Here is a 21,080-nt window from a genome sequence, read left to right as displayed (position 1 = left end):
GCCACATTCACGCCCAGTTTTCCATCTGTAATACACGGCCTGCTGGCGGGACATCCTGCGCATCATGCGTAACTTGTACCACCGGAATATTCAACTTGCGCACCTCGGTAAAGACCCACTGGCGGAAGGTATCGCGTAGCGACGCATCCAGTCTGCTAAAGGGTTCATCGAGCAACAGCGCCTGAGGCTGAGCCAGCAGGGCGCGCAGCAGGGCGACACGCGATCGTTGGCCGCCGGAGAGTGAGGCCGGGTCGCGATGATAAAATCCTGCCAGATCCGCGCGCGTAAGGGCGTTTTCAACAGTATGGCGTCTGGCGGAACCTTGCAAACTGGCGGGTAAGGCCAGCAGTAAATTCTGTCCAACGCTGAAATGGTCAAATAGCAACGCATCCTGGAACAGGATGCCAATCTGGCGCTGCGCGGTGGGCAGCGTGTCTATGCGCCGTTCGTTGAGCCACAGTTCGCCTGAAGCCTGAAACTGAGGTGACAATGCGCCGACCATCCACGAAAACAGCGAAGACTTACCGCTACCGGAAGGTCCCATGATAGTGACAATGTCACTTTTATTAACCTGGAAATTCACGTCTTTCAGTAGCGTTGTCGTGCCCTGGTACACTGAAAGGCTTTGAACGATGAGCATTAACGGAGTCCTTGTCGAAAGCGGCCGAGCCACGCGGCGAAAAACGCCGTCAGTACGAAAACGGATAGCGGTAACAGAAGCTGCCATAGCGCCTGTGTCGCTAAAATAGCCGTGCTGCCGCCGCTGCTTAATGCCACCGCCTCGGTGGTCAGGGTGGGATAGCGTCCGGCTCCTAACCACAGGGTTGGCATATATTGGGCAATACTGACCGAGAAGCCAACCGCGAAGGCGATCAGTGCCGGGCGTAACAGCAGCGGGCATTTTACCCGCCAAAATATGCGGCCTCGCGCCCAGCCCAGCGTTTGTGCAATCAGAATCAATCGTGGATCAATACGTTGCCACGCCGGTTTGAGTACAAACAGCATCCATGGCATCACCCACAGCAGGTGGCCCCAGATGATGGTCGTCATCAGCCCATCTTGTCCGGTATATAACGCCACCAGATACTGTCCGGTGACCAGCGGCAGCGCGGGCAGGATAATGGGCAGCCAGACCCAACGGTGTCCGGTTTGCGGTCCCCATTCCAGCCACGCAAAGAGTATCAGTAATCCCAGCACGCTGGAGATGAGTCCCAGTTGCAGACTATTGCTGAGCGCCTCGCTGTTGAGCGATGAAGAGTTGGCGGAAAGCGCCAGTACCAGGGAGCATACCACTCCGCTGATGGGCAAAAGTTGTACCAGCGGGCGTGCGATTGTAGCGGACGAAAAACGCAGGCGTATTCCGTTTACTGCCGGAATCATGCTCCGCCAGCCACGCCAGAACAGATAGCCCACCAGCGCGAAGATAAATAGCAACAACACCAGCAGCAGGCTGGAGAGTGCACCTTTGGCCTGCTGTTCGGCATCACCCTGGCTGAGCCATTGCCAGCTCAGCACGGCAAGCGTGGGCGGATTTCCGGGGCCAAGGACGATGGCCACATCCACAACGGAGAGTGACCAGGCCACGACTGCCAGCATGGCTTTGCCTAAAGCAGGGGCGATGGAGGGCAGAACCAGCCAGTTCAGGCATTGCAAACGGCTGTAACCCAGCGAATCCAGGACGATAACCTGTTGTGAAAGTTGTTTCTCACTCAGCAGGGCTGAGAGGATCCACAACAAAAAGGCGCTCTCTTTCACCGCCAGCGTGATGCCAAGTCCAATCCCATAGCGGTCCGGTTGCGAGTTGAGAAAAGGCAGCCACTGCCAGAGCATGCCGCCTTCGGCAAAAATCAACAGCATGCTGGTCGCGAATGCGACGTGCGGGATCGCCAGCAGCAACGGCAGGCGTGAGCACAGTCGCGCCCAGCCAGCGCCGGGCCACAAAAAGAGGATCGCCAACAGCGCAATGGACAGTGCGCCGAACGCCGCCAGACTTACGGAAACCAGCGTTGCCAGCAACGCCTGCGGGAGTTGAGGATCGTCAAACAGCGCCAGCCAGTGCGTGGTGCTAAGCGCTGGGGCTAGCAGAGAGAACGTTGCAGGCACCAGCGGCAGATAAACTGCCGTCATGATGCCCCACAGCAACAGAATTAATGCGTACCGTAGCGGCGTAGCCATTCTTGTTCCAGAGCGTTTACCCAGGCTGCATGTGGTTCTGGCAGTACGGCAGGGAGTCCTAGCGGGATATACGCCAGCAGGGCGTCACGCTGTTCGTCTGGCAGTTTTTGCGGATCAAGCACCGAAGGATCTCCCCAGATAGCAGGGTCAGCTTTACGCAGTTGCGCTTCGGGAGACAGCAGGAAGTTTGCCACGACTTTGGCTCCGGCGCTGGCGCGGGCATTCGCCGGAATAGTGACAAAATGCACGTTGCCGATCATGCCCTGTGAGAAACCAAAACTATAGCTGGTTTTGGGCAATTCGCCGCTGGCCACTTTTTGCTGCGCGTGGGCTGGGTTAAAGGTCAATGATAAACGCAGCGTACCGGTATTCAGCAACGCATCCATCCGCGCAGGCGTGGGCGGAAAATCTTTGCCTTCACGCCATAGTACAGGGTGTAGAGCGTCAAGATAATGCCATAACGGAGCGGTAACGTTGGCGAATGTGGCGGCATCGGGCGCAACTTTCAATGCTTGCGGTTCCGTGGTAAGCATAATCAGCAACTGCTCGAGAAAAGCCGTGCCGGTAAAGTCTGGCGGGCGCGGGTAAGTTACTGTGCCAGGGTGCGCCTGCGCAAATTCAAGCAATGCCTGCGGGGATTGCGGCGGCTGGGCAGTGAGATCGCGTCTGGCAATGAAGGTTAGCTGTGCGCCGCCCCATGGCGATTCTGCCCCTTCCGTGGGGATGGCAAAGTCTTCACTGACTGGTTTCCGGGTATCAACATAGCGCCAGTTAGGCAATGCCTGCGCCCACTGGGTTTGCAGCAGGCCAGCGCCTTTTAAAGTGCGGAAGTTTTCACCGTTTACCCACAATAAGTCGACAGAACCGCCGGTTGTTCGCCCGGATGCCGCCTCGGTCTGGATGCGTTTAACGGCGTCGGCGGCATCCGCCAGCCGCACAATTTTCAGGTTAATGGCATAGTGCGTTTTTATCTCGCCGCTAACCCAGTCGAGATACTGATTAACGGCGTTATCGCCACCCCAGGCGTTGAACCATACCGTCTGACCGCGGGCGTCATTTTTGATTTGCTGCCAGCTGGCGTCCTGGGAAAAAGCCGCCAGCGGGCAGAGCAGCAAACTCAGGCACAATAAGCAGTAACGCATAATATCTCCATTGCTAAAAATGGCGTATGTCTCAGGTTTTCTTCCGTTGACGCTCAAGGTAAAGGCTTCTTGCTCCTGCAATCACCACGCTCAGGGCAAACAGGATGAACAGGCCGGTAACAAACCAAAATGTACCGCCGGTTAACAGGCTACCGGCCCACGAATAGACAATCGTGGCGGGTAACTGACCGAAGCCGGTGGCGAAGAGAAAGTGGCGAAAACGAATCGAGGTCAGGCCTGCGGCATAGCTTACCGGGTCGAAGGGCACAAAAGGCAACAGGCGACAGATGAGAATAGTGTGCTTGCCATAACGTTCGAAAAAAGTGTCCATGTTGTTCAGCACTGTTTTCCCGGTCAGCTTTTCCACCGCACTGCGACCCAAAACGCGGGCAATAAAAAAGCACAGCGCTGCGCCGACCATCGCGCTGCTCCAGGACAGTACGCCGCCCCAAAACGCGCCAAACAGCGAGGCATTGGCAAACGTAATCACAAAGGCGGGAAGCGGCGCGACGATGGCCTGTAAGATCATCAGGAAGAACGATACAACCGCCGCCTGGGTCCCATACGAACGAATGAAGTTCTCAAGAGCGCGTTGATCCAGCGTAGTAAACGCCGCCAGGCTGCCCCGGAGAAAATCACTGACGCCAGGTATCCACATCCATGCCATCAGCGCGAGCAGCAGCACAACTATTAATCCTGTCCGGTAATAGCGGGTTAATCGCGCTTTGTTCAGCTTTGTCATTTACCTGCGCACTCGTGGCTGGACGACGGATCGATATGTTTATATCTGGCCCAGGCTTTTGCCGCCTGAATAAGAATGAATAACGCCAGGCCCGCAACGCTGAGTTTGCCGACAAATGCCAGAGTCATGCCTTCGCTGGCCAGTTCGTGCGACATCAGCGTATAGATAAAGATGCCGGGCAAGGTGGTTACCGCGGATATCACAGTAAATGACCAGAACGGAATAGCCGTCAGTCCATAGGCGTAATTTTGAATATTATAGGGGAACAGTGGGACGAGTCGGGTCAGGATCAGAAAGTCCAATCCGCTATGGGCAATGCCTTTCTCGATTGCCTGAAAAGTCGCCGTGTGCCCAACGTATTTCAGCAGTAGTTCCCGACCAAGCCAGCGAGCCAGCAAAAACGACAGCGCCGAGGCGACGGTTGCCGCCACTAACGAGACAAGCGTCCCTGTGACAGGGCCAAACAGCACACCGCCGACGATCACCAGAATACTGCCGGGGATCAGACACAGCGCCGCGATGATAAACAGCAAGATGTAAAGCGTATAGCCGAACATACCGCTTTGGCGGATGACGTCTTGTAAATGCTGGAAATTGGTTATCAGGTCGGTCAGGCCGAAATAATGGAAAACTCCCGCCAGAATGCAGAACAGGACCGCGACGATCAGCAGCCGGTATTCTGCGTTATGCGAACTTCTTTTTCATGGGGGTTCTCCTGTAAAACCGAGTGTAACGCAGCGTTTTCGTCAGCGAAAAGTGCGCGCGAAGATATAATAAATTCCCGGACACAACAATGTATTACCGTCGATTTATTGATTTTACACAGAATAAACAGACTCTCCAGGCGAGGCCCGGAGAGTGAAAAATCGCAGGAGGTCAGACGCGGAATTTAGCCCATACCGGCGCATGATCGGACGGTTTTTCCATGCTGCGGATCTCATAGTCGATGCCGGTTTCTTCGCAGCGCTCCGCCAGTGGGTTGCTCGCTAACAGCAGATCGATACGCAGGCCACGGTTATCATCAAAGCCTTTTGAGCGGTAATCAAACCACGAGAACTGGTCATTTTTTTCAGGATAAGCATGACGATAGGTGTCCACCAGGCCCCAGCCCAGCAGACGCTCCATCCACTCACGCTCTTCCGGCAGGAAGGAACATTTACCGGTACGCAGCCAGCGTTTACGGTTTTCCTCGCCAATGCCGATATCGAGATCGGTTGGGCTGATGTTCATATCGCCCATGATCAATACCGGATTGTCGCGTTTCAGTTCAGTCTCCAGATAGTTTTGTAGATTCTGGTAAAACGCGGCCTTGGCCGGAAATTTGGTTTCGTGGTCACGGCTTTCGCCCTGCGGGAAATAGCCGTTGATCACGGTAATGCTGCCCAGAGGGGATGGGATTTCCGCCATGATGATACGACGCTGCGCTTCTTCGCCATCGTCCGGGAAGCCACGACGCACTGCGATTGGCGTTTCTTTCGTTAGCAGCGCCACGCCGTAATGACCTTTCTGACCATGATAAAAGACGTTGTAACCCAGCTTTGCTACCTCTTCGAGAGGGAACATGTCGTCGTGGACTTTTGTCTCCTGTAAGCCAATCACATCCGGTTGGTGTTTTTCGACAATGGCTGCCAGTTGATGAGGACGGGCACGCAGGCCGTTGATATTAAAAGAGACAAATTTCATAGTCGCTGCCGTTTTGCAAGATGAATAGTGCAAGGATGGTAGCAGAATTTCCGCTGGCTGACTGCTTCTTGTCACCTGATTCCAACAATGATTGCCAATGGTGTTAACGATGGAGCAAAAACTGCACCGTTTTGGCGCGAAGCGCGTCAGAACAGAGCAATAATTTCCGATAAATTTCGTATACGATCACAATTCCAGAATTATATTTGGCAACTGAATAAAACTGCGGTTTTTCCTCTATTTAGTCGCCTGATGCGCGAACATATTCACTTTTTATGCGCATAAAGTGAATATCGCCACGTTGTAACCTGTTGATATTCCGTCACCGACCTTTGTTTATGCACTTTTTTTGCTGGCTGGCACGAACCCTGCAATCTACATTTACACCGCAAACACTATATTTATTAACATATAAATAACTTTTTATTTACCGTTGAGGTCGCTATGTCTCTGTCAATTACGCGTGAAAATTTTGATGAATGGATGATGCCCGTATATGCTCCGGCTCCTTTTATTCCGGTGCGTGGTGAAGGTTCACGTCTGTGGGATCAGCAGGGTAAAGAGTATATCGATTTCGCGGGAGGCATTGCGGTTAACGCGCTGGGGCACGCCCATCCGGCTTTGCGCGAGGCATTAAACGACCAGGCGAGCAAATTCTGGCACACAGGAAATGGCTACACCAACGAGCCGGTGCTGCGTCTGGCGAAAAAGCTGATTGACGCCACCTTCGCCGAGCGTGTTTTCTTCTGTAACTCCGGCGCGGAGGCAAACGAAGCGGCATTAAAGCTGGCGCGTAAATTTGCTCACGATCGTTTTGGCAGCCAGAAGAGCGGCATCGTGGCGTTTAAAAATGCTTTCCATGGCCGCACGCTGTTCACCGTCAGCGCCGGAGGACAGCCTGCTTATTCACAAGATTTCGCGCCGCTGCCGCCGGATATCCGCCATGCCGTCTACAACGATCTCGACTCAGCCCGCCAACTGATTGATGACACCACCTGTGCGGTCATCGTTGAACCGGTGCAGGGTGAAGGTGGCGTAGTACCGGCAACAAATGAATTCTTACAGGGGCTGCGTGAATTATGCGATCGCCACAATGCGCTGCTGATTTTTGACGAAGTCCAGACCGGAGTAGGCCGTACCGGCGAACTGTATGCCTATATGCACTATGGCGTTACGCCAGATCTGCTGACGACAGCCAAAGCATTGGGCGGCGGTTTCCCCATCGGCGCGTTATTGGCGACGGCAGACTGTGCCAGCGTGATGACGGTTGGTACGCACGGTACAACATACGGCGGAAACCCGCTGGCCACGGCGGTGGCGGGCAAACTGCTGGAGATTGTTAACACCCCGGATATGCTCAACGGTGTTAAGCAGCGCCACGACTGGTTTGTGGAGCGTATTAACGCCATTAACGAACGTTTTGGACTGTTTAGTGAAATTCGTGGGCTCGGCCTGCTGATCGGCTGCGTACTGAACGCGGAATTTGCCGGAAAAGCGAAACTCATCTCGCAAGAGGCGGCCAATGCCGGAGTGATGGTGCTGATCGCTGGCGCTAACGTGGTGCGCTTTGCGCCAGCGTTAAACGTCAGCGAAGAAGAGGTTGCTAGCGGACTGGATCGCTTTGCGCTGGCCTGCGAACGCATTAAAGCAGGAGGTTCATCATGATGGTGATTCGTCCTATTGAACGCGCTGATATCACCGCGCTGATGCAACTGGCCGGTAAGACCGGCGGTGGGCTGACCTCGTTACCGGCCAATGAAGCCACGCTGATGGCGCGTATCGAGCGCTCGCTACAAACCTGGCGCGGTGAGTTGCCGAAAAGTGAGCAAGGCTATGTTTTTGTCCTTGAAGACAGCGCCAGCGGAACCGTGGCAGGGATTTGCGCCATCGAGGTGGCGGTAGGGCTTAACGATCCCTGGTACAACTACCGGGTTGGCACGCTGGTGCACGCCTCGAAAGAACTGAACGTATATAACGCGCTGCCGACGCTGTTTCTGAGTAACGATCACACGGGTAGCAGCGAGCTTTGCTCTCTGTTTCTTGATCCCGACTGGCGTAAAGAGGGCAACGGCTATTTGTTGTCTAAGTCGCGCTTTATGTTTATGGCGGCATTTCGTGACCGGTTTAATGAAAAGGTCGTGGCCGAGATGCGCGGCGTAATCGATGAGCACGGTTACTCCCCCTTCTGGGAAAGCCTCGGCAAACGCTTTTTCTCCATGGAATTCAGCCGGGCGGATTTTCTCTGCGGCACCGGACAAAAAGCCTTTATTGCTGAACTGATGCCCAAGCATCCTATTTATACCCATTTCTTGTCTGATGAAGCGCAAAGCGTAATTGGTCAGGTACATCCGCAAACCGCACCAGCGCGAGCGGTGCTGGAGAAAGAAGGATTTCGCTACCGCAATTATGTCGACATTTTCGACGGCGGGCCGACGCTGGAATGTGATATCGACCGGGTACGGGCGATTCGTAAAAGCAGACTGGTGGAGGTGGCGGAAGGTCAGCCAGCAACCGGCGATTACCCGGCCTGTCTGGTCGCCAATGAAAACTATCAAAACTTCCGCGTCATGTTGGTTCGCGCTGACCCGGATACCCAACGTCTGGTACTGACGGCGGCGCAACTGGACGCCCTGAAATGTCACGCGGGCGACCATGTACGTTTTGTGCGTCTTTGTGCAGAGGAGAAAACAGCATGACATTATGGATAAACGGCGACTGGGTGACGGGGTTTGGCGAGCGTCGGGTGAAAACGAATCCGGTAAGCGGTGATGTGCTGTGGCAGGGCAATGACGCCGATGCAACCCAGGTGGCGCAGGCGTGCCGGGCTGCGCGCGCAGCCTTTGCCGGTTGGACTAAACACCCCTTTAGCGCGCGTCAGGCTATTGTTGAAAAATTTGCCTCATTGCTGGAAAGCAATAAAGCCGAGTTAACGCAGATTATCGCCCGGGAAACCGGCAAACCGCGCTGGGAAGCTGCCACGGAACTGACGGCGATGATCAATAAAATTGCTATCTCCGTGCAAGCTTACCATGCGCGTACCGGGGAGCAGCACAGTGAACTACCGGATGGCGCGGCGACGTTGCGCCATCGACCGCACGGCGTGCTGGCGGTATTTGGCCCGTATAACTTCCCGGGCCATTTGCCCAATGGCCATATTGTTCCGGCTCTGCTGGCTGGCAACACGTTGATTTTCAAGCCCAGCGAGCTGACGCCGTGGACCGGTGAAGCCGTGGCAAAACTGTGGCAGCAGGCGGGCTTGCCGCCGGGCGTGCTGAATCTGGTGCAGGGCGGACGCGAAACGGGGCAGGCGCTGAGCGCGTTGGATGATCTGGATGGTCTGCTGTTTACCGGCAGTGCCAATACCGGTTATCAGCTGCATCGACAGTTATCCGGCCAGCCGGAAAAAATCCTTGCGCTGGAGATGGGCGGCAACAACCCGCTGATCATTGAGAACCCGGAAGATATTGATGCGGCAGTGCACCTGACCATTCAATCCGCATTTGTTACCGCCGGGCAGCGTTGTACCTGCGCCCGTCGCCTGTTGGTTAAAAAAGGTGCGCAGGGTGATGCGTTCCTCGCGCGTCTGGTGGAAGTCAGCCAACGTTTAATGCCGGGTAACTGGGATGCAGAACCGCAGCCGTTTTTAGGTGGGCTGATTTCTGAACAGGCCGCGCAGCAGGTTTGCGATGCCTGGCAGCGTCTGGTGTCGTTTGGGGGGCGCACGATGCTGGTGCCACGCATGGTGAAAGCCGGAACGTCGCTGCTGACCCCTGGTATTATTGAACTGACCGACGTGGCAAACGTACCCGATGAAGAGGTTTTTGGTCCTCTGCTCGGCGTCTGGCGCTACGACAGCTTTGATGACGCGATTCGTATGGCGAACAACACCCGCTTTGGGTTGTCTTGCGGGCTGGTTTCACCCGATCGCAGCCAGTTTGATCAGCTCCTGCTGGAGGCGCGGGCCGGGATTGTTAACTGGAATAAACCGTTAACCGGCGCGGCAAGCACCGCGCCGTTTGGTGGCGTGGGCGCTTCCGGCAACCATCGCGCCAGCGCGTGGTATGCCGCCGATTATTGCGCCTGGCCGATGGCGAGCCTGGAATCGCCGGCCTTAACTCTGCCGTCGGCGCTCAGCCCCGGTCTGGATTTCTCTCGCGAGGATAAACGATGAAAGCGCGTGAGGTAAATTTCGATGGTCTGGTGGGGCTGACCCATCACTATGCGGGACTGTCATTTGGTAATGAGGCTTCGACCAGCCACCGTTTTCAGGTGTCGAACCCTCGTCTGGCGGCGAAGCAGGGTTTGTTAAAAATGAAAGCGCTGGCGGATGCGGGATTCCCTCAGGCGGTGATCCCGCCTCATGAACGTCCCTATATCCCGGCGCTGCGTCAGCTGGGCTTTTGTGGCAGTGATGAGCAGATTCTGGACAAAGTGGCGCGTCAGGCGCCGCACTGGCTCTCCAGCGCCAGCTCCGCATCACCTATGTGGGTGGCGAATGCGGCAACGGTCTGTCCTTCGGCAGATTCACTGGACGGAAAAGTGCATCTGACGGTGGCGAACCTGAATAATAAGTTCCACCGTTCGCTGGAAGCACCGACGACCGAAGCGTTGTTACGCTCGATTTTCCGCGATGAAAGTACCTTTGCGATTCACGGCGCGTTGCCTCAGGTTGCTTTGTTCGGTGATGAAGGGGCGGCAAACCATAACCGACTCGGCGGGGACTATGGCGATCCTGGCGTACAACTGTTTATTTACGGTCGTGAAGAGGGGAACGCGTCACAGCCGAGGCGCTACCCGGCGAGGCAATCCCGTGAAGCCAGTGAAGCCGTAGCCCGACTCAATCAGGTCAATCCACATCAGCTTGTTTTTGCTCAGCAAAACCCGGACGTCATCGATCTTGGCGTGTTTCATAACGATGTGATTGCGGTGTCGAATCGTCAGGTGCTGTTTTGTCATCAGCAGGCGTTTGTCAGACAGCAAGCGTTGTTAGAGCAACTACGCCGTCAGGTGGCTGGTTTTACTGCGCTGGAAGTTCCGACCGCGGAGGTGTCGGTGCAGGATGCGGTAACGACCTATCTGTTTAACAGCCAATTACTGAGTCGTGACGACGGTTCGATGATGCTGGTTTTACCGCAGGAATGTCGGGAGCATGCTGGCGTGTGGCGATATCTGAGCCGCTTGCTTGCAGATGACAATCCGATCGATGACCTGCGGGTCTTTGATTTGCGCGAAAGCATGTCCAACGGCGGCGGCCCGGCTTGTTTACGCCTGCGAGTGGTGCTTACCCCACAGGAGCTGCAGGCCGTGAATCCGGCGGTTATCATGAACGACACGCTGTTCAATACGCTGAATAACTGGGTCGACCGCTACTATCGCGATCGTCTTATCGCAACGGACCTCGCGGATCCGCAGCTGTTGCGCGAAGGGCGTGAAGCGTTGGATTCACTGACGCAATTGCTCAATCTCGGCTCTGTTTATCCCTTCCAGCAGGAGAGAACGAGCCATGGATAATTTTCTGGCCCTGACGCTCGCGGGTAGCATACCGGAGAAAACGCAGGGCACAATTCACGGTTTTGTCTGGCAATGGCTTGGTCGCGGGGTGCTGGAACTGACACCAACTGCGTCGGTTGAACAGTCGCTGGTGCTTTCTGCGGGGATTCACGGCAATGAAACCGCGCCGGTAGAAATACTTGATTCATTGCTGACCAGACTGTTTAACGGTGAGCTGGCGCTAACATGGCGCCTGCTGGTGATTCTCGGTAATCCGCAGGCGCTGGCTGCGGGGAAACGTTATTGTCATAGCGACCTGAACCGTATGTTTGGTGGCCGGTGGCAGAGTTTTGCCGAGAGTGAAGAAACGCATAGAGCTCATGAGCTTGAGCTGTGTCTGGAAGATTTTTACTCGCGCGCGAAAGAGCCTGTGCGCTGGCATCTGGATCTCCACACCGCGATTCGCGGCTCTCAGCATCTGCGCTTTGGCGTGTTGCCACAACGCAACGTTGCCTGGGACGAAAATTTTCTGGGCTGGCTGGGGGATGCGGGGCTGGAGGCGTTGGTTTTCCATCAGTCCCCAGGCGGCACGTTCACCCATTTTAGCGTTGAACATTTTGGCGCGCTGGCCTGTACGCTGGAGCTGGGTAAAGCGCTGCCGTTCGGGCAAAACGATCTGGCCCAGTTTGCGTGCACGGCAGATGCGATGGCGAAGCTGCTACGGGGCGAGCGAGTGTCTACCGGAGAAACATCCCCGCTGCGCTACCGCGTGGTCTCTCAGATTACGCGGCGGAGCGATGATTTTATTCTCCACATGGATAACCAGACGCTCAACTTTACCCCCTTTACCGAGGGAACGTTACTGGCGCAGGACGGAGATGAACGTTTTATCGTCACCCATGACGTTGAATACGTTCTTTTTCCGAACCCAAACGTGGCCTGTGGTTTACGTGCCGGATTGATGCTCGAAAGGTTTTGATAAATATAACCGCCCTCAGGTTTATTTCTGAGGGCTTATTTTTACGTGCGCTTTAGCTTTATTACGGATTATTCCTGGTAAGTTGCTTTCTTAATAATCATAGTTCAGGTATAGTTCTTCATAATCCTTTCAAAATCATCTGGTTGTAATTTTTCATTTCAACTCTGCGCAATTTATTCTTTTTTTCTCCATAATTGATGAAAGTTTGTTTTTTACACTTTCATTGTTTTACCGTTGCTCTGATTAATTGACGCTTAAGCCGGTAAAGTTAATCTCGTCAACACGACATCACATTGCATAAGAATCGCATGAATGTCGTAAAAATAACTGAAAGAAAGGATAGAAATTATGCGTAAACTGACTGCTCTGTTTGTTGCCTCTACCCTGGCGCTGGGCGCTGCAAACCTGGCCCATGCTGCTGACACCACAACAGCTGCGCCAGCGGATGCCAAACCAATGATGCATCACAACGGGAAGTTCGCCCCGCATCACGACATGATGTTCAAAGACCTGAACCTGACCGACGCGCAGAAACAGCAGATTCGCGAAATTATGAAAGGTCAGCGCGATCAGATGAAACGTCCGCCGCTGGAAGAACGCCGCGCAATGCACGACATCATCGCCAGCGATAGCTTCGATAAAGCGAAAGCCGAAGCGCAGATTGCGAAGATGGAAGAGCAGCGCAAAGCCAACATGCTGGCGCATATGGAAACCCAGAACAAAATTTACAACATTCTGACGCCGGAACAGAAAAAGCAGTTTAATGCCAATTTTGAGAAGCGTCTGACAGAACGCGCAGCGCAGAAAGGTAAAATGCCGGAAGCTGCTGAGTAAACGCCAGGCGTCTACACTAAATTAGTCATGCTGTGTCGGCGTTCAGTGCCGCACAGTGTGTAACAAACTCAAGACCGCCGCTCTTGTCCACAACACGTTTAACGATGTGGGCAGGATCGGCGGTTTTTTCTTTCTCTCCAGGATGATGCGTTAATCTTTTTTGCAAAATACCGTATTCAGCGCTAAGGCTAACCAACCCTGTTGCCGATAACGATACTCTGCAGGGTGAATATCACAATGATGATTTATGGCTGGTTGTTTACGGCAGGTCGCCGTGCTACGCCTTTCTGGAGGGATGATGGAATATTTTGATATCCGCAAAATGCCGGTCAGTCTGTGGCGCAATGGGGCGGGAGAAACGCGTGAGATTTGCTGTTTTCCGCCAGCAACACGCGATTTTCACTGGCGGGCGAGTATCGCCTCCCTTGCAGCGAACGGAGAGTTTTCTCTTTTCCCGGGCGTAGAACGCGTTATTACCTTGCTGGAAGGAGGTGAAGTGACCCTGGAAGAGGCGAACATCTTCACTCACACCCTGAAGCAGCATCAACCTTTTACTTTTGCTGGTGACAAGGTAGTAAAAGCAAAGCTGACGGAAGGACGGATGTCGATGGATTTTAATATCATGACCCGACGAGATGTTTGCCAGGCGAAAGTCAGAGTTGCCGATCGCACTTTTACGACCTTTGGTTCTCGTGGCGGCGTCGTGTTTGTTATCAGTGGCGCCTGGCAATTGGGTGAGAAGCTGCTGACGGCCGATCAGGGCGCGAGCTGGCACGACGGTAAACACACCCTGCGCCTGTTGGAGCGCGAGGGAAAGCTGCTGTTCAGCGAGATTAACTGGATGCCGGGACACTCTCCGGATTCAGTTCAATAATGTCGTATTTACCAGACAAAACAGGCCGACAGAGAATTTTGTAGCCATCATGGTCAAAGCCAGCCGGCATTCTCGCCAGGGTTGTCGCCTCATCCAGCGTTGAAACGGCGCCCAGCCAAAACCAGTTATTGATGATATGGTACTGAGTCATTTCAGCGCGGGTTTCTTGCAGCGCAATGGCATTGCTCCACGGCCAGCAGATGACGCGCACTCTTTCCAGCGCTTCCAGCAGGCGCGAATGATGCGCCTGCGGGCTCTCTTTCCCACAGCACGCTCCGGCGCAGCGCTTTAGCGCTGAGCGAAAGCAGGCGCGCCCTCGACTCAGGGGCTCCAGCCCCAACAGGCCGTAGCACAGTTGCTGTTCATCGGCGATGCTTTGCAATGTTTGTAGCGCGGCACGACGATTGGCAAACAAACCAAACAGATTGGGGGCATGGGAGAAATCAATATCTCGTGCGTAAACAACCTGCACAGTCTGGTCGGTGAGCTGCAGGGCGCAAAGCTGACGATTGCGCCGCAGACGTTTGTTAAACAGAGGCTGTTGTTCTTTGATCAGCCGCGCCTCTAACAGTAGGGCGCCAATTTCTCCAGCCGTACAAATCCAGCTAATGCGTTTGGACTGGCGCAGCATTGCCGCTTCGTCCGTGGTACGCAGGTGCGACAACACGCGGCTGCGAATATTAACACTTTTGCCTATATAAAGCGGGATGGTGTCGCTTTCGCTATGAAACAGATAGACGCCGGGCACCGCGGGAAGCGCACTCAAAAATGGGCGCAGGTGCTCAGGATATTCATAAATTGCTGCTGCCTCTAATGTCAGGCGAGGGGCTGATTGACGGCGTACCACTTTTCACTCCGCTGCTGGTTATCCATCCAGTATAACAGCTGAGGGGCGATTAAAAAAGCGGCATGGCCATGCCCCTTAGGCCGGAGAGCAGCAAGAAGGGCGCTATCCGGCCTGAGGCAGAAAAAATTACGCTTTTTTCCAGAAATCATCAAACACCGTGATGGGTGGGCGACGTTTGTGCTCAGTCTTCACGTACCAACCTTCAATTATTTTCGCGACGTCGGCAGCCAGGGTTTTTCCTTCCAGATAATCGTCGATGTTGTCATAGCTCACGCCCAATGCGGCTTCATCCGGCAGAGAAGGGCGATCGTCTTCAAGATCGGCGGTTGGTGCTTTCTTATATAAATGTTCCGGGCAACCCAGCGCGGCAAGCAGTTGTTTACCCTGGCGCTTGTTCAGGCGGAATATTGGGTTGATGTCAGTACCGCCATCGCCATATTTGGTGAAGAATCCGGTGATGGCTTCTGCTGCATGATCGGTACCCACGACAACGCCGCTGGTCATACCGGCGATGCTGTATTGCGCCTTCATACGTTCACGGGCTTTTTCATTGCCACGCACAAAATCACTCAGCTCAATACCCGCCTCGCGCAGCGCCTGCTCACTGGCCAGCACCGCACCTTTAATATTGACGGTGAGTACGCGGTCCGGTTGTATAAAGGCAATGGCGTCCTGGCAATCCTGTTCGTCAGCCTGAACGCCATATGGTAAACGCACCGCAATAAACTGTAGCGCGTCATTCCCTGTTTCCTGGCGGAGCTCGGAAATGGCCATTTGGCAGAGCTTCCCGGCGAGTGTTGAGTCTTGTCCGCCGCTAATTCCTAACACCAGTGATTTCAGAAAGGGGTAAGTTTGCAGGTATGATTTGAGGAAATCTACGCTGCGACGAATTTCCTCTTCTGCATTAATGTGCGGTTTTGCGCCAAGCGCTTTGATTATCTCTTGCTGCAGAGTCATGCAACCCCCTGTGAAAAATAAAATGATAAAAAATGATATGTTAAAGCTAACGCGTTGAGGCCCAAACGACAAGGGATGCAAGCCTGATATAACATCATTTTGTTTTAATAGAATTTTCCGAAACGGCCTAAGTATCATCTGATTGCTTGAAAAATGTGTTGTTGTGCTCCAGGCTTACATAACACGCTGAAAAACAAGAGGACGAAAAAATGAACAAGAATCTAACAGGAATTCTGGGTGCAGCGGCTGTTTTGACTATGCTGGCGGGGTGTACGGCCTATGATCGTACCAAAGACCAATTTGTTCAGCCCGTAGTGAAGGATGTGAAGAAAGGGATGAGTCGGGCGCAAGTCGCGCAGATTGCCGGTAAGCCTTCTTCAGAAGTAAGCATGATCCATGCGCGCGGGACCTGTCAGACCTACATCCTGGGTCAACGAGATGGTAAAGCTGAAACCTATTTTGTTGCTTTAGACGATACCGGCCATGTGATTAACTCTGGCTACCAGACCTGCGCAGAGTACGACACCGACCCACAGGCAGCGAAGTAGTAACAACTGTTTATTGCCTGAACACTCTGAACAACCGGCCATCGCGCCGGTTTTTTTGTGCCGCACGATCTTATTTATTGCCGCGAATTATTTGCCCGAAATGTGAGGGGGGTCATAACGACAGGTCAAGGAGAGACAATTTAGTTGGTCAAGGAAATACCATCCACCGGTACAATCCCGTATACTCGTTTCAGCCACCTAAAAAAGTAATTTAGCTGACGCAAGTTACCCAGAGCATGGATGCAGGTTATGGCTTGCGGAGTGTCTGGTTGACAGATAATCGCACATGAGGATCGTTTTAATGGAAAAGAAACACATTTATCTGTTTTGTTCTGCGGGCATGTCGACTTCATTGTTGGTTTCGAAGATGCGTGCTCAGGCCGAAAAATACGAAGTGCCGGTTATTATTGAAGCGTTTCCTGAAACGCTGGCTGGAGAAAAAGGCCCTGCGGCCGATGTTGTGTTATTAGGTCCACAAATTGCTTATATGTTGCCCGAAATTCAGCGTTTGTTACCCAACAAGCCTGTGGAAGTGATTGACTCGCTGCTGTATGGCAAAGTCGATGGTTTAGGCGTGCTTAAGGCTGCTGTTGCAGCAATTAAAAAAGCCGCAGCAAATTAATTATTTTATTTTAATTTTTCCCGTCAAAGAGTTATTTCATTAACATTCACCGCAATTACTAATTGCGGTATTTAAGGGTATTTTTCTATGAGTAACGCTATTGCTTCACTTGAAAAGGTACTCCTTCCTTTTGCTGTAAAAATTGGAAAGCAGCCACACGTTAATGCAATCAAAAACGGTTTTATTCGTTTGATGCCGTTAACCCTCGCAGGGGCAATGTTTGTATTAATTAATAACGTTTTCCTGAGCTTTGGGGAGGGGTCGTTTTTTTATTCGATGGGCATTCGACTTGATGCTTCAACTATTGAAACGCTGAATAGTTTGAAGGGCATCGGTGGAAACGTCTATAACGGTACGTTGGGTATCATGTCCTTGATGGCGCCGTTCTTTATCGGTATGGCGCTGGCGGAAGAACGCAAGGTCGACTCACTGGCTGCCGGGTTGTTATCTGTCGCCGCGTTTATGACCGTAACGCCATATAGCGTGGGTGAAGCCTATGCTGTTGGTGCTAACTGGTTGGGTGGTGCCAATATTATTTCCGGTATTATTATCGGCCTGGTGGTCGCGGAAATGTTCACTTTTGTGGTCCATCGTAATTGGGTGATTAAATTACCTGATAGCGTACCAACGTCCGTATCGCGTTCCTTCTCTGCGCTGATTCCTGGCTTCCTTATTCTCTCGATTATGGGGATCATCGCCTGGGCGTTGAACACCTGGGGTACCAACTTCCATCAGATCATTATGGATTCCATTTCAACGCCGCTGGCATCGCTGGGTAGCGTAGTGGGTTGGGCCTATGTGATTTTTGTTCCGCTGCTGTGGTTCTTTGGTATTCACGGTTCTTTGGCGCTGACTGCGTTGGACAGCGGAATCATGACGCCATGGGCGCTGGAAAACATCTCTATCTACCAACAGTTTGGTTCCGTAGACGCCGCGCTGGAAGCCGGTAAGACGTTCCACGTCTGGGCGAAACCGATGCTCGACTCCTATATTTTCCTTGGGGGTAGCGGGGCAACGTTGGGTCTGATTATCGCTATCTTCCTGGCATCGCGTCGTCCAGACTATCGTCAGGTTGCTAAGCTGGCACTGCCGTCAGGTCTCTTCCAGATTAACGAACCTATCCTGTTCGGTCTGCCGATCATCATGAACCCGGTTATGTTTATTCCGTTCATTCTGGTGCAGCCGATTCTGGCGGCGATTACGCTGGCAGCTTACTACTCAGGCATTATTCCACCGATTACCAACATCGCACCGTGGACTATGCCAACCGGTTTGGGCGCGTTCTTTAACACCAACGGTAGCGTCGCCGCTCTGCTGGTCGCGCTGTTCAACCTCGGTATCGCAACGCTGGTTTACCTGCCGTTCGTGGTGGTAGCCAACAAAGCTCAGAACGTTATTGATCAAGAAGAAAGCGAAGAAGATATCGCTAACGCATTGAAATTCTAAATTTAATCCGGCATGGCTTCACCGTCATGCCGGACTGAACCAGAGGAAAAAAGTATGTTGGATATCGAGAATATCGTCGACACGCAGTCAGAAGCAGAAGAACTTGAAGAAGTGGTGATGGGGCTCATCATCAATTCGGGTCAGGCGCGTAGCCTGGCATACGGCGCGCTCAAAATGGCCAAGCAGGGTGATTTTGAAGCAGCGAAGACCATGATGGATCAGTCTCGCCTGGCGTTGAACGAAGCTCACCTTGTGCAAACGAAATTGATTGAAGGCGATCAGGGCGAAGGTAAAATGAAAGTCAGCCTGGTGCTGGTCCACGCACAGGATCACCTGATGACGTCGATGCTGGCGCGCGAGCTGGTCACTGAACTGATTGAACTTCACGAGAAGCTGAAATAGCGAGGAGTGCACAATGCAGCTACAGATTAACGCACCGGAAATCAAAACCGTCTATGAACAGCAACTGTTTAATGGCAAAAATTTCCATGTGTTCATCTATAACAAAACTGAGAGCATCAGTGGGCTGCATCAGCATGACTACTATGAATTTACGCTGGTTTTAACCGGACGCTATTATCAGGAAATCAACGGTAAACGCGTATTGCTTGAGCGCGGGGATTTTGTTTTTATCCCGTTGGGATCGCATCACCAGAGTTTCTATGATTTCGGTGCGACAAGGATCCTCAACGTCGGTATCAGTAAACGTTTTTTTGAACAGCACTACCACCCGCTGCTGCCATTTTGTTTCGTTGCATCGCAGGTCTATCGGGCGAATAACTCGTTTCTTACCTACATTGAAACGGTTATTGCATCACTGAACTTTCGTGAGAGCGGACTCGATGAATTTGTAGAAGTGGTCACCTTCTATATTATTAATCGACTGCGCCATCATCGCGAAGAGCAGGTGCTGGATGATATTCCTCAGTGGCTTAAAACCACCGTCGAGACCATGCACGACAAACGGCAGTTTAGCGAGAATGCGCTGGAAAATATGGTACACCTGTCCGCGAAATCCCAGGAGTATCTGACCCGCGCAACCCAGCGTTATTACAGTAAAACGCCGATGCAGATCATTAATGAAATTCGCATTAATTTTGCTAAAAAACAGCTGGAAATGACTAACTATTCTGTAACGGATATTGCTTATGAGTCTGGTTACAGTAGTCCAAGTTTGTTTATTAAAACGTTTAAAAAACTGACGTCGTTTACGCCAAATAGCTATCGTAAGAAATTAACTGAATTTAATCAGTAGATATTATTTTCCAAAAACTCATTTTTTATAGCTTGCCCTAAATAGCGTCGGGACAGTCACGCTATACCTGACAAACGGGTTGAGCATAATACATGTCAGTGTTTTGACACTGAAGGGAGAACGTATGAGCCAGAAATTAAAAGTCGTCACTATCGGTGGCGGGAGCAGCTACACCCCTGAATTACTTGAAGGCTTTATTAAGCGCTATCACGAATTACCGGTTTCTGAATTGTGGCTGGTTGATGTAGAGGGTGGTAAAGAGAAGCTGGATATTATTTTTGACCTTTGCCAGCGGATGATCGACAAAGCGGGCGTCCCGATGAAGTTGTATAAAACGCTGGATCGCCGCGAAGCGCTGAAAGATGCGGATTTCGTTACCACTCAGCTGCGAGTAGGGCAACTTAAAGCCCGTGAGAAGGATGAGCGTATCCCGCTGAGCCACGGTTATCTGGGACAGGAAACGAACGGTGCGGGCGGTCTGTTCAAAGGTTTGCGTACCATTCCGGTTATTTTTGACATTGTGAAAGATGTGGAAGAACTGTGCCCTAATGCGTGGGTGATTAACTTTACTAACCCGGCCGGGATGGTGACTGAAGCGGTCTATCGTCATACGAATTTCAAGAAATTCATCGGCGTGTGTAATATTCCCGTCGGCATGAAAATGTTCATTAGCGATGTGCTGGCGCTCAAAGAGAGCGATGATTTATCTATCGATCTGTTCGGTCTGAACCATATGGTCTTTATCAAAGACGTACTGGTTAACGGCGTGTCACGTTTTGATGAGCTGCTGGATGGCGTCGCATCGGGCGAATTGAAAGCGTCTACCGTGAAGAACATCTTTGACCTGCCGTTTAGTGAAGGACTGATTCGTTCGCTGAAGCTGCTGCCGTGCTCTTATTTGCTCTACTACTTCAAGCCAAAAGAGATGCTGGCGATTGAAATGGGTGAATACTATAAAGGCGGGGCACGCGCTCAGGTGGTACAGAAAGTTGAGAAACAACTCTTTGATCTCTATAAAAATCCTGAGCTGAACGTTAAGCCGAAGGAGCTGGAGCAGCGCGGTGGCGCTTATTACTCTGACGCAGCCTGTGAAGTGATCAACGCTATCTACAACGACAAGCAGACCGAACACTATGTCAACATTCCACACCATGGGCATGTCGATAACATTCCTGCGGACTGGGCGGTAGAAATGACCTGCACGTTGGGACGCAACGGCGCCACGCCACACCCACGTATTACTCATTTTGATGAGAAAGTCCTTGGTCTTATCTATACCATTAAAGGTTTTGAAGTGGCAGCGAGCAACGCGGCACTGAGCGGCGAGCTAAATGACGTGCTGCTGGCACTGAACCTGAGCCCGCTGGTGCATTCTGACCGCGATGCTGAAGTCCTCGCGCGTGAATTGATTCTGGCGCATGAACAATGGCTGCCAAATTTCGCCGGGTGCATTGAGAAACTGAAAAGCGAACAACACTAACTGAGG

Annotated in this window: 21 protein-coding genes; 13 read left to right on the top strand and 8 right to left on the bottom strand. The window is 52.6% G+C overall.

Annotated elements, in window-relative coordinates; genetic code table 11:
- Window positions 1–7: 7 nt before the first annotated feature.
- The 6 genes from FHD02_RS18270 to xthA form a co-directional block, all read right to left on the bottom strand.
- On the bottom strand, window positions 8–640 hold the full coding sequence (locus FHD02_RS18270) for an ATP-binding cassette domain-containing protein (RefSeq protein WP_137359992.1): 633 nt from the start codon (window positions 638–640) through the stop codon (window positions 8–10).
- Window positions 640–2,175 carry a thiamine ABC transporter permease gene (locus FHD02_RS18265; protein WP_137359993.1) on the bottom strand — a complete coding sequence of 512 codons (1,536 nt, stop codon included), beginning with the start codon at window positions 2,173–2,175 and terminating at the stop codon, window positions 640–642. The genes FHD02_RS18270 and FHD02_RS18265 overlap by 1 nt, the downstream gene beginning before the upstream one ends.
- On the bottom strand, window positions 2,148–3,317 hold the full coding sequence (locus FHD02_RS18260) for an ABC transporter substrate-binding protein (RefSeq protein ID WP_137370816.1): 1,170 nt from the start codon (window positions 3,315–3,317) through the stop codon (window positions 2,148–2,150). The genes FHD02_RS18265 and FHD02_RS18260 overlap by 28 nt, the downstream gene beginning before the upstream one ends.
- Before the next feature lie 31 nt (window positions 3,318–3,348).
- Window positions 3,349–4,059, bottom strand: a complete 711-nt coding sequence (locus tag FHD02_RS18255) for a TVP38/TMEM64 family protein (protein ID WP_137370817.1) — start codon at window positions 4,057–4,059, stop codon at window positions 3,349–3,351.
- Window positions 4,056–4,712, bottom strand: coding sequence for a TVP38/TMEM64 family protein (locus tag FHD02_RS18250; protein ID WP_170975153.1), 657 nt, complete (start codon window positions 4,710–4,712; stop codon window positions 4,056–4,058). The genes FHD02_RS18255 and FHD02_RS18250 overlap by 4 nt, the downstream gene beginning before the upstream one ends.
- 223 nt (window positions 4,713–4,935) lie before the next feature.
- A complete protein-coding gene (gene xthA / locus FHD02_RS18245; RefSeq protein ID WP_038640136.1) occupies window positions 4,936–5,742 on the bottom strand; it encodes an exodeoxyribonuclease III in 807 nt (268 codons plus the stop codon).
- 444 nt (window positions 5,743–6,186) lie between these two features.
- On the opposite strand from xthA, the gene FHD02_RS18240 reads away from it, so the two are divergent.
- The 7 genes from FHD02_RS18240 (at window position 6,187) to ves (ending at window position 13,919) form a co-directional block, all read left to right on the top strand.
- On the top strand, window positions 6,187–7,407 hold the full coding sequence (locus FHD02_RS18240) for an aspartate aminotransferase family protein (protein ID WP_079224492.1): 1,221 nt from the start codon (window positions 6,187–6,189) through the stop codon (window positions 7,405–7,407).
- On the top strand, window positions 7,404–8,438 hold the full coding sequence (gene astA, locus FHD02_RS18235; RefSeq protein ID WP_079224490.1) for an arginine N-succinyltransferase: 1,035 nt from the start codon (window positions 7,404–7,406) through the stop codon (window positions 8,436–8,438). Before FHD02_RS18240 ends, astA begins: the two co-directional genes overlap by 4 nt.
- The gene (astD, locus tag FHD02_RS18230; RefSeq protein ID WP_220394159.1) at window positions 8,435–9,913 is read left to right on the top strand and encodes a succinylglutamate-semialdehyde dehydrogenase; all 1,479 of its coding nucleotides are present in this window, start codon (window positions 8,435–8,437) and stop codon (window positions 9,911–9,913) included. The genes astA and astD overlap by 4 nt, the downstream gene beginning before the upstream one ends.
- Window positions 9,910–11,253, top strand: a complete 1,344-nt coding sequence (astB, locus tag FHD02_RS18225) for an N-succinylarginine dihydrolase (RefSeq protein ID WP_137360000.1) — start codon at window positions 9,910–9,912, stop codon at window positions 11,251–11,253. Before astD ends, astB begins: the two co-directional genes overlap by 4 nt.
- Complete coding sequence (gene astE, locus FHD02_RS18220; protein WP_137360001.1) at window positions 11,246–12,211, top strand: succinylglutamate desuccinylase; 966 nt, start codon at window positions 11,246–11,248, stop codon at window positions 12,209–12,211. The genes astB and astE overlap by 8 nt, the downstream gene beginning before the upstream one ends.
- A 348-nt stretch (window positions 12,212–12,559) precedes the next feature.
- On the top strand, window positions 12,560–13,045 hold the full coding sequence (gene spy, locus FHD02_RS18215) for an ATP-independent periplasmic protein-refolding chaperone Spy (protein ID WP_003832537.1): 486 nt from the start codon (window positions 12,560–12,562) through the stop codon (window positions 13,043–13,045).
- Window positions 13,046–13,343: 298 nt separating this feature from the next.
- The gene (gene ves / locus FHD02_RS18210; protein ID WP_220394166.1) at window positions 13,344–13,919 is read left to right on the top strand and encodes an environmental stress-induced protein Ves; all 576 of its coding nucleotides are present in this window, start codon (window positions 13,344–13,346) and stop codon (window positions 13,917–13,919) included.
- Here ves and cho read toward each other — a convergent pair.
- Together cho and nadE are read right to left on the bottom strand one after the other, a co-directional pair.
- Window positions 13,879–14,766, bottom strand: coding sequence for an excinuclease Cho (gene cho, locus FHD02_RS18205; protein ID WP_220394158.1), 888 nt, complete (start codon window positions 14,764–14,766; stop codon window positions 13,879–13,881). The genes ves and cho overlap by 41 nt on opposite strands.
- 126 nt (window positions 14,767–14,892) lie before the next feature.
- Window positions 14,893–15,723, bottom strand: coding sequence for an ammonia-dependent NAD(+) synthetase (gene nadE, locus FHD02_RS18200; RefSeq protein WP_042308840.1), 831 nt, complete (start codon window positions 15,721–15,723; stop codon window positions 14,893–14,895).
- Window positions 15,724–15,932: 209 nt separating this feature from the next.
- Here nadE and osmE point away from each other — a divergent pair, with 209 nt between their 5' ends.
- The 6 genes from osmE (at window position 15,933) to FHD02_RS18170 (ending at window position 21,074) form a co-directional block, all read left to right on the top strand.
- Window positions 15,933–16,271 carry an osmotically-inducible lipoprotein OsmE gene (osmE, locus tag FHD02_RS18195; protein ID WP_006684842.1) on the top strand — a complete coding sequence of 113 codons (339 nt, stop codon included), beginning with the start codon at window positions 15,933–15,935 and terminating at the stop codon, window positions 16,269–16,271.
- 301 nt (window positions 16,272–16,572) lie between these two features.
- Window positions 16,573–16,893 (top strand): PTS N,N'-diacetylchitobiose transporter subunit IIB, encoded by a 321-nt coding sequence (chbB, locus tag FHD02_RS18190; RefSeq protein ID WP_003030620.1) that lies wholly within the window; start codon window positions 16,573–16,575, stop codon window positions 16,891–16,893.
- Between the two features lie 87 nt (window positions 16,894–16,980).
- A complete protein-coding gene (gene chbC, locus FHD02_RS18185) occupies window positions 16,981–18,339 on the top strand; it encodes a PTS N,N'-diacetylchitobiose transporter subunit IIC (protein ID WP_006684840.1) in 1,359 nt (452 codons plus the stop codon).
- A 54-nt stretch (window positions 18,340–18,393) separates the two neighbouring features.
- Complete coding sequence (chbA, locus tag FHD02_RS18180) at window positions 18,394–18,741, top strand: PTS N,N'-diacetylchitobiose transporter subunit IIA (protein ID WP_038640158.1); 348 nt, start codon at window positions 18,394–18,396, stop codon at window positions 18,739–18,741.
- Between the two features lie 13 nt (window positions 18,742–18,754).
- A complete protein-coding gene (gene chbR, locus FHD02_RS18175) occupies window positions 18,755–19,594 on the top strand; it encodes a transcriptional regulator ChbR (RefSeq protein WP_003030617.1) in 840 nt (279 codons plus the stop codon).
- Window positions 19,595–19,718: 124 nt separating this feature from the next.
- Window positions 19,719–21,074 (top strand): 6-phospho-beta-glucosidase, encoded by a 1,356-nt coding sequence (locus FHD02_RS18170; RefSeq protein ID WP_038640160.1) that lies wholly within the window; start codon window positions 19,719–19,721, stop codon window positions 21,072–21,074.
- Window positions 21,075–21,080 lie beyond the last annotated feature (6 nt).

This window comes from Citrobacter sp. EC_71, from assembly GCF_019584005.1.
GTDB classification, from domain to species: Bacteria; Pseudomonadota; Gammaproteobacteria; order Enterobacterales; family Enterobacteriaceae; genus Citrobacter; species Citrobacter werkmanii.
Note: the sequence above shows the minus strand (reverse complement) of the source record. Positions and strands in the feature narration are given on the sequence as shown.